The following is a 17,103-nucleotide window of genomic DNA, read 5'->3' on the forward strand; positions in this document are numbered from 1 at the left end:
GACGACTTCCTCCCTATCAGGGCGATTGTTACATGATGCGGACGCTGTTTGGCATTCCTAACAACGTGATCCGGTTAAGCGCTTTGACCATTGCCATAGCCTCACCTACCTGCGCGTCATAGTCATGCAGACTCAGATGACCACCCAGAAGTATTTTAAACCGGAACATGGCCGTTTCAGCCAGTGAACGCCGGTGATAACCTACTTTCTTTTTCCAGGTATCGTTATTGCCGCTCAGATGCTGATTTGCCACCGCATGGTTACGCTCATGGTATCGAGCTGGCCAATATTGCGCACCACTTCGCGGTGGGATAAGCGGCTTTATTTTTTTCCTCAGCAGAGCATCATGACAGTAACGCGTATCGTAAGCACTGTCAGCCGACGCTTCCCTGATTTTCCGGTGGGTTTGGTTAATCAGCCCGGGCAGCGCCTGCGCATCTGTCGTACCGCTTAGCGATAAATCGGCACAGATAATTTCATGTGTCGCGCTATCTACTGCCAGATGAAGCTTGCGCCATACTCTGCGCCTCTCAGCCCCATGCTGCCTGACTTTCCATTCGCCTTCGCCGAAGATTTTCAGGCCGGTGCCATCGATGACCAGGTGTGAGATTTCGCCGCGGGTTGGCGTTTTTATGCTGATGTCGACGGTTTTTGCTCGCCGGCTGACCAGAGAGTAATCTGGGCAGCGCAGCGACAGCCCCATCAGTTTAAAAATCGAGTCAACGAAACCCTGTAACGCCCGGAGCGAAAGGTTAAACACGCGCTTTATCATCAGAACCGTGGTAATGGCCATATCGGTGTAGTGAAGCGGCCGGCCACGATGTTCAGGTGGTGTACCTCTCAGTCCATGCAGCAATGGCTGACTCATCAAGCCATACTGTCAGGTCCCCCAGCTGCCTGAGCGCATTGTTATATGCGGGCCAGTTGGTGATTTTAAACTTTTGCTTTGCCATGGGGACCTGATGTTGAAACGAATGTAGTGATCAGAGCCGCCAGTCACCTAAAAGTTCGATTTATTCAACAAAGCCTGTCAAATTTTATTTCTTTTACCTTTGCTTTTATTTCTTCAATATTTTTTTGAAGATCACTCAGCATAACGGAGCCTGTTTAGAAATTTGTGTATTTGCCTGATTTTGATATGTTCAAGCCAACATCAAAAACAGGTTAATTTATGGACGAAAAACAGTTGCAGGCTCTGGCTAACGAACTGGCCAAAAATCTCAAAACCCCTGAAGATCTCAGTCACTTCGATCGGCTGCTGAAAAAAATCAGCGTCGAAGCAGCTCTCAATGCCGAATGACCCATCACCTCGGCTACGATAAAAATCAGCCTAAACCGGGGACCAACGCCCGCAACGGCTATTCCACAAAAACCGTTACCACTGGCGATGGCCCGCTGGCGCTGCGTACTCCGCGCGATCATGACGGTTCCTTTGAACCGCAACTGGTGAAGAAGAACCAGACCCGGATTACCGGGATGGATAACCAGATTTTATCGTTGTACGCCAAAGGGATGACCACCCGCGAGATCGCCGCCGCGTTCAAAGAGCTGTATGACGCCGATGTCTCGCCGGCGCTGGTCTCAAAGGTCACCGATGCGGTCATGGAGCAGGTTGTTGAATGGCAAAACCGGCCTCTGGATGCAGTCTATTCCATTGTTTATCTTGACTGTATCGTTTTAAAAGTCCGGCAGGACAGCCGCATCATCAACAAATCTGTGTTCCTGGCGCTGGGCATCAACATCGAAGGCCAGAAAGAGTTGCTAGGTATGTGGCTGGCCGAAAATGAAGGCGCAAAGTTCTGGCTGAACGTGCTGACAGAGCTGAAAAACCGCGGCCTGAGAACGATATCCTTATCGCCTGCGTAGACGGGCTGAAAGGTTTCCCTGACGCTATTAACGCGGTGTATCCGGAGGCGCGGCTCCAGCTGTGTATCGTGCATATGGTGCGCAACAGCCTGCGGTTCGTCTCCTGGAAGGACTACAAGGCCGTCACCCGCGACCTGAAAGCTATCTATCAGGCCCCTACGGAAGAAGCCGGCTTGCAGGCGCTGGAAGCGTTCTCCAGTGCCTGGGACATCCGCTACCCGCAAATAAGTCGAAGCTGGCAGGCAAACTGGGCCAATCTGGCCACGTTCTTTGCCTACCCAACGGACATCCGCAAGGTGATCTACACGACCAACGCCATCGAGTCGTTAAACAGCGTGATCCGGTATGCCATCAAAAAGCGCAAGGTGTTCCCGACCGACGACACAGTGAAAAAGGTGGTGTGGCTGGCGATACAGGCGGCCTCACAGAAATGGACAATGCCTTTGAGGGACTGGCGCATGGCAATGAGCCGCTTTATTATCGAGTTCGGTGACCGCCTGGACGGTCACTTCTGAGAAAAGGCATTTACACAGAATCGTGTACAGGGTCCTAACCGAGCGACAGCCTTGTCGCCATGATTCACTTGCCGTCCAGCCTCAGCTGCCCTTTCCCAGAGCGCGGCAGCTTGCCGCCATTCTCCGCGCGCTTCACGTTCCTCAGCCAGCACCGCCAATCGTGAATATTCTTTCATGCACTCCACACGTTGTAACAGTATTGACATAGATTTGCTTCTCAAAATCACTTTGTTGAATAAATCCGAAATTTGTGACGACTTCTTCCCTATCAGGGCGATTGTTACATGATGCGGACGCTGTTTGGCATTCCTAACAGCGTGATCCGGTTAAGCGCTTTGACCATTGCCATAGCCTCACCTACCTACGCGTCATAGTCATGCAGACTCAGATGACCACCCAGAAGTGTTTTAAACCGGAACATGGCCGTTTCAGCCAGTGAACGCCGGTGATAACCTACTTTCTTTTTCCAGGTATCGTTATTGCCGCTCAGATGCTGATTTGCCGCCGCATGGTTACGCTCATGGTATCGAGCTGGCCAATATTGCGCACCACTTCGCGGTGGGATAAGCGGCTTTATTTTTTTCCTCAGCAGAGCATCATGACAGTAACGCGTATCGTAAGCACTGTCAGCCGACGCTTCCCTGATTTTCCGGTGGGTTTGGTTAATCAGCCCGGGCAGCGCCTGCGCATCTGTCGTACCGCTTAGCGATAAATCGGCACAGATAATTTCATGTGTCGCGCTATCTACTGCCAGATGAAGCTTGCGCCATACTCTGCGCCTCTCAGCCCCATGCTGCCTGACTTTCCATTCGCCTTCGCCGAAGATTTTCAGGCCGGTGCCATCGATGACCAGGTGTGAGATTTCGCCGCGGGTTGGCGTTTTTATGCTGATGTCGACGGTTTTTGCTCGCCGGCTGACCAGAGAGTAATCTGGGCAGCGCAGCGACAGCCCCATCAGTTTAAAAATCGCGTCAACGAAACCCTGTAACGCCCGGAGCGAAAGGTTAAACACGCGCTTTATCATCAGAACCGTGGTAATGGCCATATCGGTGTAGTGAAGCGGCCGGCCACGATGTTCAGGTGGTGTACTCTCAGTCCATGCAGCAATGGCTGACTCATCAAGCCATACTGTCATGTCCCCCCGCTGCCTGAGCGCATTGTTGTATGCGGGCCAGTTGGTGATTTTAAACTTTTGCTTTGCCATGGGGACCTGATGTTGAAACGAATGTAGTGATCAGAGCCGCCAGTCACCTAAAAGTTCGATTTATTCAACAAAGCCACGCAGAGGGTGAGTGGATGCAGAAGAATGCAGAGATACTTTACCAGTATGAAAAGGCGCTGAAAGAGTACGATCCTGCGTTACGTCTGGATATGCCAGATTTACGACGAGCAGTCGAGTATTCGCGTTTATTCAAAACAAACTGGCATCGTGAGAAGAAACAAGAACTAGAACAAAGAGCGGCTAAATAACACTATTGGTTAGGTGGGAAATGTTGCCCCCGTTTCTCACGCGGGCAGCTTTAGCCGCCAGACTCAGCCGGGCTTCACAGACGTGCGCACGGTGCGACGTCCAGTCTAGATTTGCTTTCAGAACCGCCAGCTCATTGGCTTGGCGCCAGAGATTTGCAGCCTGAGTCAGGCTACCGGCGTTCTCATGTATGGCCGCAGAACGGGCAATATGCGAGTACAGGGAACGTGTCATGCCGCACCTCCAAATTTCAGGAGATACGCCCGCTGGCGAACGGTCAGATAGCGCGATTTACGAGCAAATAGCGCAAGAATCGATTGCGGCGCTTCAAAGGCGCGCACGCGGAAGGTAGACTTTTTCATAGCCTTACTCCTGGTTAACTCAGGTTTAGGGTTAGCTCTGCGTCGGGACCCTGTACACGATTCTGTGTAAATGCCTTTTCTCAGAAGTGACCGTCCAGGCGGTCACCGAACTCGATAATAAAGCGGCTCATTGCCATGCGCCAGTCCCTCAAAGGCATTGTCCATTTCTGTGAGGCCGCCTGTATCGCCAGCCACACCACCTTTTTCACTGTGTCGTCGGTCGGGAACACCTTGCGCTTTTTGATGGCATACCGGATCACGCTGTTTAACGACTCGATGGCGTTGGTCGTGTAGATCACCTTGCGGATGTCCGTTGGGTAGGCAAAGAACGTGGCCAGATTGGCCCAGTTTGCCTGCCAGCTTCGACTTATTTGCGGGTAGCGGATGTCCCAGGCACTGGAGAACGCTTCCAGCGCCTGCAAGCCGGCTTCTTCCGTAGGGGCCTGATAGATAGCTTTCAGGTCGCGGGTGACGGCCTTGTAGTCCTTCCAGGAGACGAACCGCAGGCTGTTGCGCACCATATGTACGATACACAGCTGGAGCCGCGCCTCCGGATACACCGCGTTAATAGCGTCAGGGAAACCTTTCAGCCCGTCTACGCAGGCGATAAGGATATCGTTCAGGCCGCGGTTTTTCAGCTCTGTCAGCACGTTCAGCCAGAACTTTGCGCCTTCATTTTCGGCCAGCCACATACCTAGCAACTCTTTCTGGCCTTCGATGTTGATGCCCAGCGCCAGGAACACAGATTTGTTGATGATGCGGCTGTCCTGCCGGACTTTTAGAACGATACAGTCAAGATAAACAATGGGATAGACTGCATCCAGAGGCCGGTTTTGCCATTCGACAACCTGCTCCATGACCGCATCGGTGACCTTTGAGACCAGCGCCGGCGAGACATCGGCGTCATACAGCTCTTTGAACGCGGCGGCGATCTCGCGGGTGGTCATCCCTTTGGCGTACAACGATAAAATCTGGTTATCCATCCCGGTAATCCGGGTCTGGTTCTTCTTCACCAGTTGCGGTTCAAAGGAACCGTCACGATCGCGCGGAGTACGCAGCGCCAGCGGGCCATCGCCAGTGGTAACGGTTTTTGTGGAATAGCCGTTGCGGGCGTTGGTCCCCGGTTTAGGCTGATTTTTATCGTAGCCGAGGTGATGGATCATTTCGGCATTGAGAGCTGCTTCGACGCTGATTTTTTTCAGCAGCCGATCGAAGTGACTGAGATCTTCAGGGGTGAGATTTTTGGCCAGTTCGTTAGCCAGAGCCTGCAACTGTTTTTCGTCCATAAATTAACCTGTTTTTGATGTTGGCTTGAACATATCAAAATCAGGCAAATACACAAATTTCTAAACAGGCTCTGTGCAGGGCATGGTAGCGCTGGTCAACCAGACGCCGCAGCCCCTGGTGACCCATCGCTTCCAGCTCATCCTTGCTGTGCAGCTTCACCAGGTCGTTCATGATGGAGTGCCGGGCCTGTGCAGGCTCCATCTCATCAATCTTGCGCGCATGACGACGCTGCTTGTTGAAGGCCCGCTTCTTAAGGCGATAATCAAACGCTTTCTTGATGTGCTTTTCTTTCGCGCGACGACGGGCTTCGCTCAGAGTGATGGGGCCTTCGCCTTTGTCACGCAGCTTCTGGTTTTCCCAGGCCAGCTGCTGATTCTGTGCCGCCAGAAATTTACCCACCTCGTAATCGATAAGCACAAAGAACAGCTCGGTGACCCAGATAATCTTGGGGATATAGGAATGCGTGCTGTCGTCCCACACCCGTTCGCATTTGATGGCGCCCAGCTCTTCCAGCGTCGTCAGCGCCCGGCTGGCGCGTGAGATGCTCTTCTTAGGCGCCGCTGCCCGTTGACAGACCACACCAGTCCGACAGTTGCTCGACGCCGGCCTCCACCTTGCCGGAGACGATATTCAGCCGGTCTGCCATCGCCACCATCAGCGCGTTAGACGGCCTCAAACAGCAGGATCCCCCGTTGGCTCGGGCTGTAACCGATATCACTGCGGTTATCCAGATCCAGTGCAACCTGGACCAGCGTTGCCAGAACCGGATCCATCAGCGGGGGAAGGGTATGCACCGCGCTACCGGCAATGATGTCATCGGTACGCTGCAGCACAGTATTGATGTCCATTTCCGCTGGCGGTAACAATCTTGCCAGTTTCGGCTGCTGGGCCAGTAACTCCGCTTCGCCCGGTGTGCCAACATCAATAAAGTGGTTTATCTTCATCGCCAGGGTGGACGACTGTTTTTCACTGTCTGGAATGTAGATCGCATTGCTGGGCACCAGGGCGCTTTTAAACGAGATAAAGCCTTCCCCCGGATTCAGGTCCTTGAGTTCATCCAGCGAAATACGGTGCTTTTCGCGGATATAGGTGGTGTTGGCATCTTCATAATGGCTGCTCACCGTGCCGGATGTCCGTTTCACTTCGCCCAGCTCGGCGTAATAATCTTTACCTGCGGTCGCTTTGGCCAGTTCAAAGGTATCCTTTTCATCCTGCAATGCCATAAACCATTTGATCAGCATATTGGCATTGACGGTCTGATACTCGCCCCTGAACTGATCAATAAAACGCTGGATATCCTGCGCAGAAATCACCAGCATCATCCCCAGGCTGCGCATCTGCGCCGCGAGGTCATCCATCCCCGGGGCAAAGTAGCTGCCCAGCTCATCATGGATATCGGGATACGGAAACGGCTGACGAAACCGCGTCGACGTCAAGACATCGAGATGCTTGCCTTCCAGCTGGTAGCCGAGGTCGCGGGCGATAACCATCCTTTTGGCCGAGATATACAGTTTCCCCAGGTTGGCCGACTCACTTTTCGACAGTCCCAGCGCCGGGATAAGCACCACCAGGGTGCGGTCATTGTGCAGAACGTCGTTAATATCGATATCGCCGGCATCGGTTGAAAAAATATGCCCGTAGATGTCATTAAACATGGTCAGCATGCGGGAAAACTGCTGGATAAGGAACCCGGGCTGGTCGTAGACGCTCTGCTCCCACTCGGATGGCCGGGTAATCAGATCCATGCGGAACCCGGGGCCAGGTTATTGAGATAACTTTCCAGCGCATTCACCGCCTCATCATGCCAGCCGTGCTGTTTGGCTTCGATGTACAACTCGGCCATTTTTTTCAGTGGTAAATGCGTCTGGATCAGGGACTGCGAAATGCGGATGTTCTCTTTTTTGCATTTCATTTGTAGTACAGCGCATAAACCAGCCCGTAGAGCATCGGCTTGGCTTTATCCTGCCAGCCCGCGTCATTAGCCCCCACTTGCGGCAGCAACGACTCCATCAACTGAATGATAAACGTCGTATTCGCCTCGCCGAACAGGTTGATGGAGTTGGATTGCGGGCGAGTGCGATCATTACCCAGCAACGCATCGAACTGGTCGCGCACCCCATTCAGGAAGTTTAAAACATAATAATTATCTTCCTGACCAAAGCGGCGCATCAGGGACCAGATAGAATACGCCAGAGTGGTTTCCTCCTTGCCGTCGGAGAACGTCATTCCCCGTCCCCAGCACAGGCTGTTGAGCTGCAACGACAGCAGCGCCTCCGTTTTGCCGGAGCCGGTCGGCCCGACAACCAGCCCCATGCCGTCAACCGGCAGATGAGCCAGCATCTGATACAGGTCGTCAGGCAAGCCGAGGTCAGTCAGCGGCGGAATCGCGTTATTAATCACCCGCAGCGTCACGGCAATGGCGGTATTGACGCCACGAGAATAGTGGCCTGGGTGAAATTGGCCCGAAAGCGCATCCGCTCCCCGCGCGCCAGCCCGTAACGTTGATGGCTGTCGCCTTCCAGCTGCAGGGACGCATCGTCGCCTTTGCCGCTCTGGACCCGGGCTTTGATCGCTGGGCTGAAAATGCCGTCAATCAACGCCAGCAGCGTCGAATGATCCAGCGTAAACGCCGAACAGGGGATAAGACGCCCGTGCTGCCCCACAATAATCCGGCCATTGCTTTGCAGATGAATATCGGACACCGCGTGGCGATAGCAATGCACGAAAAAGCACCGCAGGGTGTCGGCGGTGAATCCGACGGAAAAATCAAACTGCGCCAGTGCGCTCATTATTCCCTCCCTGTCTGAATAACCGGCTGCCAACCTTTCCTGTCCAGAGCGAACCCGGCGCGCTGCTTCAGGTCGCGTACCTTGTCGCCCAGCATCAGCTGTTGACGGTCACCGCTGACCGATTTCAGCTGTTCACTGACCACCGGCGGCGTCATCATGTTCTGTTTCAGCAGCAGCGAGTAACGCAGCATGCCGGTGTAATCCCGGGTCAGGCGGTTAAAATTGGCCGCCAGCGTGTCGTCAGCGCTCTGACGGCCGGCTTGCCAGCCTTTCCTGATGGCGGTCTACCCGGTTGCGCAGCATCACGTCCGTGCCCGGCGTCGCGTTGACCGCCAGGCCGGCGAACAGATACTGACGCCAGCTGGGCGGGTTACTGACAAAGCGTTCCGGCACCAGGATGTTGTAGACGTGATGCACCGTGCGCATCTGCCGGTCGGTGATGGTGGCCATCGAGGTCGCCTCGGCAATCACCGGCGGCAGCCAGCCTTCACGCTGAATCAGCGGCGCTAACAGATACAGACGGTCGAGCTGTGCCGCCTGCTGTAACAGCGACTGACGCAGCTCCCAGGCCCGTTGTGCCTTGCCGCCGCGAAAACCTTCCGTGCTCCCCGCCTCGCTCAGCATCTGATAGACGGTGTCGTTAACGCCATCGTGAGGGGCTGGCGCGGGCGTCAGCCAGGCGAAGAGGGACGGCGGCGGGACCTCGGCCGGCGGTGCCGCATCAACGCCCACGCTCCCCCACAGCAGCGCCAGCCCCAGATAAACGGGTTTTCTCATGACAGTCGTCCTTGCAGCGGCGGCATAAAACCGACTTCCAGCGCATCCGCATGCTGGGTCAGCGTGGCACGCCAGTGGTAACGGTTTTTGTGGAATAGCCGTTGCGGGCGTTGGTCCCCGGTTTAGGCTGATTTTTATCGTAGCCGAGGTGATGGGTCATTTCGGCATTGAGAGCTGCTTCGACGCTAATTTTTTTCAGCAGCCGATCGAAGTAACTGAGATCTTCAGGGGTTTTGAGATTTTTGGCCAGTTCGTTAGCCAGAGCCTGCAACTGTTTTTCGTCCATAAATTAACCTGTTTTTGATGTTGGATTGAACATATCAAAATCAGGCAAATACACAAATTTCTAAACAGGCTCGACTCGCGTTGTTTCCAGTGCTAACAAGGTCAATCTGAAGTTTGATGAAGCGAAGCCGGTACTGGAAGATCAGCTAGCTAAGTCAATCGCAGGTATTCTCTAAATAACATCTATTGATGTGTAATATTACATATCAATAAAGCAAGAAATCCTTGCTTGCGCATTATTTGTGTGTAATGATACACATCATTTTTTGGGGGTGTGTATGATTCTTATGTTTGGTAGTCATAAGGGCGGTGTTGGTAAATCGACAATGTTAATTATGATTCTTATCTACTTAATGAATAAGAGAGGTAAGAAATGTGCTATTCTTGAATGTGATGATCAACGAAGCATAAAGGACTGGGCCACAGAAAGAATTAACTTGGGATTATCAACAATAGATTATTTTGAATCCTATACAAGCATTGCAGACAAAGCGAGAAAATTAAATAATACCTATGATTATGTTTTCCTAGATTCACCAGGAAAGAAATCGCCAGAATTTAGAAAGGGGCTAAGTTGTGCAGATGTTTTATTATCGTTTATTGATCCTACTGCACAGATAGAAATAAATACTTTGGCGCAATTAGTTGCTGATGTAAAAGAGGCTCAGACACTTAATACCAAGCTTAGCGCATGGTTGATACTTAATCGTTGTCCAACAGATCCACGAGATACGGAAGCTAGTTCTCTAAGATCAATGCTCAATGATGATCCTGACTGGTTACCTGTACCACGCCAACGTATTTTTTATCGTAAAGCTTATAAAACAGCGTATAACACAGGCATGGGAGTTCATGAGTACAATGATAAGTCTAGGAACAAAGCTCGTGCAGAGATTGAATTGCTAGTAAAAGAACTAAAAATAATATGATGTGTAATATTATACATCATTGAGGTGAGAATGGCTAAGCTACCTGAAAAACTAGTTAATATTCCATCTGCTTCTCTACGACAATTTGTTAGTAATGCGAGTAGAAAACCAGTCTCGGCAACAATGGTTCATCGAGTTAATATTACACTTACAGATGAAGACTTGGAAAAATGCGAGATTTTTCAGGCAGAGAGTGGTGCATCAAGAGCAGATATAGTCCGTGCTGCACTTAAAGCTTTAGAAGATATGCCTTCTTCTAGTCGGTTGGAATTGGTTTCTGATGTTAGAAAGTTCAGTCCAAAGGCTGGGAGACCCCCTGTAAAAAAATAGTAAGTATTAATACACATCATTTTATGTTGTTTTATAAACTATTGAATAATAATTGTATGCGTAAGGGGGTAAATTTGGGTAGACAGCTATCTTATCATGATGCTTTTTTTAAGAAATTTCTTGGTGATTCTAAAATTGCTCAGGACTTTTTGCAGATACATTTACCAGAAAAAATAAAAAAGAATCTTAATTTTAATACATTATTAATGGAATCTGGATCCCTTATTGAAGGGGATTTACGTAGCCAGTGCTCTGATATGCTTTACTCCCTAGAGTCAACGATAGGAGATGCATATATCTATTGCTTACTAGAGCACCAAAGTCGCCCTGAAAAATTAATGACGTTTCGGCTTTTTCGACGCTTTGTTGAATAAATCCGAAATTTGTGACGACTTCCTCCCTATCAGGGCGATTGTTACATGATGCGGACGCTGTTTGGCATTCCTAACAGCGTGATCCGGTTAAGCGCTTTGACCATTGCCATAGCCTCACCTACCTGCGCGTCATAGTCATGCAGACTCAGATGACCACCCAGAAGTATTTTAAACCGGAACATGGCCGTTTCAGCCAGTGAACGCCGGTGATAACCTACTTTCTTTTTCCAGGTATCGTTATTGCCGCTCAGATGCTGATTTGCCACCGCATGGTTACGCTCATGGTATCGAGCTGGCCAATATTGCGCACCACTTCGCGGTGGGATAAGCGGCTTTATTTTTTTCCTCAGCAGAGCATCATGACAGTAACGCGTATCGTAAGCACTGTCAGCCGACGCTTCCCTGATTTTCCGGTGGGTTTGGTTAATCAGCCCGGGCAGCGCCTGCGCATCTGTCGTACCGCTTAGCGATAAATCGGCACAGATAATTTCATGTGTCGCGCTATCTACTGCCAGATGAAGCTTGCGCCATACTCTGCGCCTCTCAGCCCCATGCTGCCTGACTTTCCATTCGCCTTCGCCGAAGATTTTCAGGCCGGTGCCATCGATGACCAGGTGTGAGATTTCGCCGCGGGTTGGCGTTTTTATGCTGATGTCGACGGTTTTTGCTCGCCGGCTGACCAGAGAGTAATCTGGGCAGCGCAGCGACAGCCCCATCAGTTTAAAAATCGAGTCAACGAAACCCTGTAACGCCCGGAGCGAAAGGTTAAACACGCGCTTTATCATCAGAACCGTGGTAATGGCCATATCGGTGTAGTGAAGCGGCCGGCCACGATGTTCAGGTGGTGTACTCTCAGTCCATGCAGCAATGGCTGACTCATCAAGCCATACTGTCAGGTCCCCCCGCTGCCTGAGCGCATTGTTATATGCGGGCCAGTTGGTGATTTTAAACTTTTGCTTTGCCATGGGGACCTGATGTTGAAACGAATGTAGTGATCAGAGCCGCCAGTCACCTAAAAGTTCGATTTATTCAACAAAGCCCAAAAATAAAAGAAGCGTGATCTGTAAGATGCCAGTAATCACGGTAAATAGGGATCCCATCAATTTCTGTTACACAGTTTTTCCCCGAACATTGTACGCGCTTCGGGTCAATAATAATAAGGGAAGGATATTCAGTTTTTAATTGCTTAAAAAGCTGATTGAACCAGTCACTACCATCACCATTCCATACACCACGTTCACAAGATGCGTCTTTATTGTGTGCTCTTAATTTGACGTTTTGATAAAAGCATGGTACGTATTCTTTGGGTGCAATATAGATTGTTTTTATAATAACGGGCTTTGCGCCTGATTTAATTATGATACCCATCGCCTTTCTCATCGCGACTTCAATGCGTTGTCTGGGCAACGCCTCTGAACGCGCATCCCCGAGTTTATTTATGATATTGTCACTTGTACAATGGTTCCAGACTTCACCAATGATGACATAATCAAATTTCTCTTTTTGTATCTTGTCATAATAGCGGGCCACATTGTCATGGCAATCTTTATATACACTGTTTTTGTAGCGCCCCCAATCAAACTGAGAAATACCGGGTAACACTAAACACGTCGATGTGCCCTGTACCATCACAGAGACATGCGCATCCTTAGCCAATAAATCTATAAAATTCCAAAAATGATTAGAATGTGAGTCTCCGATCAGTAGTGCCTTTTTGAGGGCGTCTGTATCACCAATGATACAATCGTTATTTTTTCCGTCCTCATTATCGTTCAAACATGACTCTCTATAGGGCGACTCATATTTGTCCAGCGTAGATGTTATACGCAAATAATCTGCACCAAAGCGCCCACTGAACCCATTGTATCGTTCGGTCAATGAGTATAGTGCTACAAAAATAATTATTGGTATTAACACGAGGATTGAAAAAGATGTTGGCAAAGAGTTACTTTTTTTTCTACATGGTTTTTCAATAAAAAAATGGCTTTGTTGAATAAATCGAACTTTTAGGTGACTGGCGGCTCTGATCACTACATTCGTTTCAACATCAGGTCCCCATGGCAAAGCAAAAGTTTAAAATCACCAACTGGCCCGCATACAACAATGCGCTCAGGCAGCGGGGGGACATGACAGTATGGCATGATGAGTCAGCCATTGCTGCATGGACTGAGAGTACACCACCTGAACATCGTGGCCGGCCGCTTCACTACACCGATATGGCCATTACCACGGTTCTGATGATAAAGCGCGTGTTTAACCTTTCTCTCCGGGCGTTACAGGGTTTCGTTGACGCGATTTTTAAACTGATGGGGCTGTCGCTGCGCTGCCCAGATTACTCTCTGGTCAGCCGGCGAGCAAAAACCGTCGACATCAGCATAAAAACGCCAACCCGCGGCGAAATCTCACACCTGGTCATCGATGGCACCGGCCTGAAAATCTTCGGCGAAGGCGAATGGAAAGTCAGGCAGCATGGGGCTGAGAGGCGCAGAGTATGACGCAAGCTTCATCTGGCAGTAGATAGCGCGACACATGAAATTATCTGTGCCGATTTATCGCTAAGCGGTACGACAGATGCGCAGGCTCTGCCCGGGCTGATTAACCAAACCCACCGGAAAATCAGGGAAGCGTCGGCTGACAGTGCTTACGATACGCGTTACTGTCATGATGCTCTGCTGAGGAAAAAAATAAAGCCGCTTATCCCACCGCGAAGTGGTGCGCAATATTGGCCAGCTCGATACCATGAGCGTAACCATGCGGTGGCAAATCAGCATCTGAGCGGCAATAACGATACCTGGAAAAAGAAAGTAGGTTATCACCGGCGTTCACTGGCTGAAACGGCCATGTTCCAGTTTAAAACACTTCTGGGTGGTCATCTGAGTCTGCATGACTATGACGCGCAGGTAGGTGAGGCTATGGCAATGGTCAAAGCGCTTAACCGGATCACGCTGTTAGGAATGCCAAACAGCGTCCGCATCATGTAACAATCGCCCTGATAGGGAGGAAGTCGTCACAAATTTCGGATTTATTCAACAAAGCGCGTCACGTGTTGTCTTTTTCCTCCTCGGCGTGCTGTATGAACACCACTGTTAGCCAAATGGCGCGCGGGCGTGGACGATGCGTAAGAGGCCCACGCGCGAACCGCTGAAGCCAGCAGAGCAGGCGCTTAATGGCAAGCGTGGCCGTAGGCGGGCGGTACGGTCAGTGTGGCACCTATCTCTGCAAGGGACGGCGGGCGCGAAGGGATTCAAGGCTGCGGATATCGGTACAGCAAATTTTCGCGGGGGGATGAAGATACGCCGGGCGACAAGCGTGGCGGAGGCGGTGGGCCAGGAGATACAAAGCAAAAAAGGTGTGATGCCGCTAAGCAAAACACCTTTTAAATGAGCCCGTACCGGATTCTGTGTAAATGCCTTTTCTCAGAAGTGACCGTCCAGGCGGTCACCGAACTCGATAATAAAGCGGCTCATTGCCATGCGCCAGTCCCTCAAAGGCATTGTCCATTTCTGTGAGGCCGCCTGTATCGCCAGTCACACCACCTTTTTCACTGCGTCGTCGGTCGGGAACACCTTACGCTTTTTGATGGCATGCCGGATCACGCTGTTTAACGACTCGATGGCGTTGGTCGTGTAGATCACCTTGCGGATGTCCGTTGGGTAGGCAAAGAACGTGGCCAGATTGGCCCAGTTTGCCTGCCAGCTTCGACTTATTTGCGGGTAGCGGATGTCCCAGGCACTGGAGAACGCTTCCAGCGCCTGCAAGCCGGCTTCTTCCGTAGGGGCCTGATAGATAGCTTTCAGGTCGCGGGTGACGGCCTTGTAGTCCTTCCAGGAGACGAACCGCAGGCTGTTGCGCACCATATGCACGATACACAGCTGGAGCCGCGCCTCCGGATACACCGCGTTAATAGCGTCAGGGAAACCTTTCAGCCCGTCTACGCAGGCGATAAGGATATCGTTCAGGCCGCGGTTTTTCAGCTCTGTCAGCACGTTCAGCCAGAACTTTGCGCCTTCATTTTCGGCCAGCCACATACCTAGCAACTCTTTCTGGCCTTCGATGTTGATGCCCAGCGCCAGGAACACAGATTTGTTGATGATGCGGCTGTCCTGCCGAACTTTTAGAACGATACAGTCAAGATAAACAATGGGATAGACTGCATCCAGAGGCCGGTTTTGCCATTCGACAACCTGCTCCATGACCGCATCGGTGACCTTTGAGACCAGCGCCGGCGAGACATCGGCGTTATACAGCTCTTTGAACGCGGCGGCGATCTCGCGGGTGGTCATCCCTTTGGCGTACAACGATAAAATCTGGTTATCCATCCCGGTAATCCGGGTCTGGTTCTTCTTCACCAGTTGCAGTTCAAAGGAACCGTCACGATCGCGCGGAGTACGCAGCGTCAGCGGGCCATCGCCAGTGGTAACAGTTTTTGTGGAATAGCCGTTGCGGGCGTTGGTCCCCGGTTTAGGCTGATTTTTATCGTAGCCGAGGTGATGGGTCATTTCGGCATTGAGAGCTGCTTCGACGTTGATTTTTTTCAGCAGCCGATCGAAGTGACTGAAATCTTCAGAGGTTTTGAGATTTTTGGCCAGTTCGTTAGCCAGAGCCTGCAACTGTTTTTCGTCCATAAATTAACCTGTTTTTGATGTTGGATTGAACATATCAAAATCAGGCAAATACACAAATTTCTAAACAGGCTCTACTGAATGCCGCCGTGATTCCATAAAGCGTTCAAACCGCGTTTGATTTTCAGATCGCTGTCCTGACCGACGTTGCGTTCAAACGATTCGCTGTAATTGTCGACTTGTTTAATGATATTGTGCGCCCAGTCGTTGGACAGTTTCAGCTCTTCGCCGTAATGACCTTCTTTGCCGAGTAGATGGGCCATATCCGGGTTTTTCGGGTTGGCGGCCAGTTCGTCAACGTTTTTCGAGGTGATTTCCATTTCCTCAGCGTTAAGCATGGCGTACAGCGACCATTTCACAATAGTGAACCAATCGTCGTCGCCGCGGCGTACCACCGGCCCCAGCGGCTCTTTCGAGATCACTTCAGGTAATACCACCCAGTCATCAGGTTTGCTTAGCTTGATTCGCAACGCGTATAGCCCTGACTGATCGGTTGCCAACGTATCGCAGCGGCCGGACTCTAGCGCTTTGGCGCTTTCGTCGGCGCGATCGAAGGTCACCGGCGTGTACTGCATTTTATTGGCGCGGAAGAAGTCGGCCACGTTCAACTCGGTATCGGTGCCGGATTGCAAACAGACGGTAGCGCCATCCAGGTCTTTGGCGCTCTTTAAACCGGCTTTGTTACGCGTCAAGAAACCAATGCCGTCGTAATAGTTTACGCCGGCGAAAACAAAGCCCATGTTGCCGTCACGGGAAGAGGTCCAGGTGGTGTTGCGCGACAGAATATCGACTTCACCTGATTGCAGCGCGGTAAAACGCTCTTTGGCGGTCAGCGGAGTGTATTTTACTTTCGTCGCATCGCCAAATACGGCCGCGGCAACTGCCCGGCAAACATCCACATCCAGACCGGTAAATTTCCCGCTGGCATCAGCATAAGAGAAACCCGATAAGCCATCGCTGATACCGCATTGGATAAAGCCCTTTTTCTTGACCGCGTCCAAAGTGGCCCCAGCGTGAGCCTGATTCGCTACCGCAAACAGGGCAGCGGCGGCAACCAGTGTGAAAATCATCATTTTTTTCATAATTCGTCCTGTGAGGCAGAATAAAGCAGTCGATTTTTGATGTGCTCGGACACATCTTTCCTTAAGACGGCATAACGCCTGTAACCTCATAGCAAAGGTAATGCCAAAACGGCAGATAGCGGATTGCAGGGTTAAGTTACAACCCATTAACAGCACATATAATGAGAATGGAGCATGTTTTGCCCTATTTCGGGGCTCAAAGAGGACCTTAGAGCAGCATTTGCACCATAGAGATGCAGTCAGTTCCGCTATGTGGAATTGCTAAGGGGCCCGCTCGCCAGCAGAACAGAAACGAGCCTGGGCGTGGCGGGCCGCGAAACGGGCGAAACGACAGCACGCCGCACCCAAACAGGCGGCGGCGAGAAAAGCGTGCAGGGTCGAAGTATTATTCCCACTGGTTATATCATTTTTCTTCAT

At 51.1% G+C, this 17,103-nt stretch carries 16 protein-coding genes and 8 pseudogenes; 7 read left to right on the plus strand and 17 right to left on the minus strand.

Annotated features, from left to right (window positions below; all coding sequences use genetic code 11):
• Positions 1–28: 28 nt before the first annotated feature.
• Positions 29–953: pseudogene (locus SOPEG_RS18915) on the minus strand (IS5-like element ISSoEn1 family transposase).
• A gap of 218 nt (positions 954–1,171) precedes the next feature.
• On the opposite strand from SOPEG_RS18915, the pseudogene SOPEG_RS25415 reads away from it, so the two are divergent.
• Positions 1,172–2,381, plus strand: a pseudogene (locus SOPEG_RS25415) (IS256-like element ISSoEn2 family transposase).
• 280 nt (positions 2,382–2,661) lie between these two features.
• On the opposite strand, the pseudogene SOPEG_RS18930 reads toward SOPEG_RS25415, so the two are convergent.
• Positions 2,662–3,585: pseudogene (locus SOPEG_RS18930) on the minus strand (IS5-like element ISSoEn1 family transposase).
• Between the two features lie 26 nt (positions 3,586–3,611).
• On the opposite strand from SOPEG_RS18930, the gene SOPEG_RS25420 reads away from it, so the two are divergent.
• Positions 3,612–3,851: a hypothetical protein gene (locus SOPEG_RS25420; RefSeq protein ID WP_025246519.1), complete on the plus strand. Its 240-nt coding sequence runs from the start codon at positions 3,612–3,614 to the stop codon at positions 3,849–3,851.
• On the opposite strand, the gene SOPEG_RS31020 is transcribed toward SOPEG_RS25420, so the two are convergent.
• The 11 genes and pseudogenes from SOPEG_RS31020 to SOPEG_RS27935 form a co-directional block, all read right to left on the minus strand.
• Entirely contained in the window at positions 3,844–4,083 is a 240-nt protein-coding gene (locus tag SOPEG_RS31020) for an ANR family transcriptional regulator (protein ID WP_025246520.1), read from the minus strand. The two genes, SOPEG_RS25420 and SOPEG_RS31020, sit on opposite strands and share 8 nt — an antisense overlap.
• On the minus strand, positions 4,080–4,211 hold the full coding sequence (locus tag SOPEG_RS30410) for a hypothetical protein (protein WP_257720364.1): 132 nt from the start codon (positions 4,209–4,211) through the stop codon (positions 4,080–4,082). Before SOPEG_RS30410 ends, SOPEG_RS31020 begins: the two co-directional genes overlap by 4 nt.
• Positions 4,212–4,291: 80 nt before the next feature.
• Positions 4,292–5,497 (minus strand): IS256-like element ISSoEn2 family transposase, encoded by a 1,206-nt coding sequence (locus SOPEG_RS18940; RefSeq protein ID WP_025246521.1) that lies wholly within the window; start codon positions 5,495–5,497, stop codon positions 4,292–4,294.
• A 40-nt stretch (positions 5,498–5,537) separates the two neighbouring features.
• Positions 5,538–6,153, minus strand: a pseudogene (gene repA, locus SOPEG_RS18945) (plasmid replication initiator RepA).
• A gap of 7 nt (positions 6,154–6,160) precedes the next feature.
• Complete coding sequence (locus SOPEG_RS18950) at positions 6,161–7,243, minus strand: TraM recognition domain-containing protein (RefSeq protein WP_236851560.1); 1,083 nt, start codon at positions 7,241–7,243, stop codon at positions 6,161–6,163.
• A complete protein-coding gene (locus SOPEG_RS30010) occupies positions 7,234–7,410 on the minus strand; it encodes a hypothetical protein (protein ID WP_236851561.1) in 177 nt (58 codons plus the stop codon). The genes SOPEG_RS18950 and SOPEG_RS30010 overlap by 10 nt, the downstream gene beginning before the upstream one ends.
• Positions 7,407–7,910 (minus strand): hypothetical protein, encoded by a 504-nt coding sequence (locus SOPEG_RS30015; protein WP_236851562.1) that lies wholly within the window; start codon positions 7,908–7,910, stop codon positions 7,407–7,409. The genes SOPEG_RS30010 and SOPEG_RS30015 overlap by 4 nt, the downstream gene beginning before the upstream one ends.
• Positions 7,907–8,287 (minus strand): hypothetical protein, encoded by a 381-nt coding sequence (locus tag SOPEG_RS18955; protein ID WP_051419924.1) that lies wholly within the window; start codon positions 8,285–8,287, stop codon positions 7,907–7,909. Before SOPEG_RS18955 ends, SOPEG_RS30015 begins: the two co-directional genes overlap by 4 nt.
• Entirely contained in the window at positions 8,287–8,565 is a 279-nt protein-coding gene (locus tag SOPEG_RS31235) for a type IV secretory system conjugative DNA transfer family protein (protein ID WP_335334102.1), read from the minus strand. The genes SOPEG_RS18955 and SOPEG_RS31235 overlap by 1 nt, the downstream gene beginning before the upstream one ends.
• Positions 8,528–9,064: a type IV secretory system conjugative DNA transfer family protein gene (locus SOPEG_RS18960; protein WP_335334062.1), complete on the minus strand. Its 537-nt coding sequence runs from the start codon at positions 9,062–9,064 to the stop codon at positions 8,528–8,530. The genes SOPEG_RS31235 and SOPEG_RS18960 overlap by 38 nt, the downstream gene beginning before the upstream one ends.
• A gap of 70 nt (positions 9,065–9,134) precedes the next feature.
• Positions 9,135–9,350 (minus strand): annotated as a pseudogene (locus SOPEG_RS27935) (transposase); the annotation flags it as partial.
• Between the two features lie 73 nt (positions 9,351–9,423).
• Here SOPEG_RS27935 and traT point away from each other — a divergent pair.
• The 4 genes and pseudogenes from traT to SOPEG_RS18975 all read left to right on the plus strand — a co-directional run.
• Positions 9,424–9,525, plus strand: a pseudogene (traT, locus tag SOPEG_RS25430) (complement resistance protein TraT); the annotation flags it as partial.
• Positions 9,526–9,621: 96 nt separating this feature from the next.
• Complete coding sequence (locus SOPEG_RS18970; protein ID WP_417903457.1) at positions 9,622–10,278, plus strand: nucleotide-binding protein; 657 nt, start codon at positions 9,622–9,624, stop codon at positions 10,276–10,278.
• 30 nt (positions 10,279–10,308) lie between these two features.
• On the plus strand, positions 10,309–10,608 hold the full coding sequence (locus tag SOPEG_RS25435; protein ID WP_071882253.1) for a ribbon-helix-helix domain-containing protein: 300 nt from the start codon (positions 10,309–10,311) through the stop codon (positions 10,606–10,608).
• A gap of 74 nt (positions 10,609–10,682) precedes the next feature.
• Positions 10,683–10,982: an Rpn family recombination-promoting nuclease/putative transposase gene (locus SOPEG_RS18975; RefSeq protein ID WP_158382478.1), complete on the plus strand. Its 300-nt coding sequence runs from the start codon at positions 10,683–10,685 to the stop codon at positions 10,980–10,982.
• Between the two features lie 41 nt (positions 10,983–11,023).
• Here SOPEG_RS18975 and SOPEG_RS18980 read toward each other — a convergent pair whose 3' ends face one another.
• Together SOPEG_RS18980 and SOPEG_RS18985 are read right to left on the minus strand one after the other, a co-directional pair.
• Entirely contained in the window at positions 11,024–11,947 is a 924-nt protein-coding gene (locus tag SOPEG_RS18980; protein WP_025243834.1) for an IS5-like element ISSoEn1 family transposase, read from the minus strand.
• Positions 11,948–12,011: 64 nt separating this feature from the next.
• Positions 12,012–13,013, minus strand: coding sequence for an SGNH hydrolase domain-containing protein (locus SOPEG_RS18985; RefSeq protein WP_158382480.1), 1,002 nt, complete (start codon positions 13,011–13,013; stop codon positions 12,012–12,014).
• 26 nt (positions 13,014–13,039) lie between these two features.
• Between SOPEG_RS18985 and SOPEG_RS26715 the strand changes: the two are divergent.
• Positions 13,040–13,963 (plus strand): annotated as a pseudogene (locus SOPEG_RS26715) (IS5-like element ISSoEn1 family transposase).
• Between the two features lie 435 nt (positions 13,964–14,398).
• On the opposite strand, the pseudogene SOPEG_RS19005 reads toward SOPEG_RS26715, so the two are convergent.
• Both SOPEG_RS19005 and SOPEG_RS19010 read right to left on the minus strand, forming a co-directional pair.
• Positions 14,399–15,607 (minus strand): annotated as a pseudogene (locus SOPEG_RS19005) (IS256 family transposase).
• Between the two features lie 71 nt (positions 15,608–15,678).
• The gene (locus SOPEG_RS19010; RefSeq protein ID WP_038469078.1) at positions 15,679–16,686 is read right to left on the minus strand and encodes an amino acid ABC transporter substrate-binding protein; all 1,008 of its coding nucleotides are present in this window, start codon (positions 16,684–16,686) and stop codon (positions 15,679–15,681) included.
• Positions 16,687–17,103: the final 417 nt, after the last annotated feature.

The sequence above is a fragment of the Candidatus Sodalis pierantonius str. SOPE genome, from assembly GCF_000517405.1.
Classification (GTDB): Bacteria; Pseudomonadota; Gammaproteobacteria; order Enterobacterales; family Enterobacteriaceae; genus Sodalis_C; species Sodalis_C pierantonii.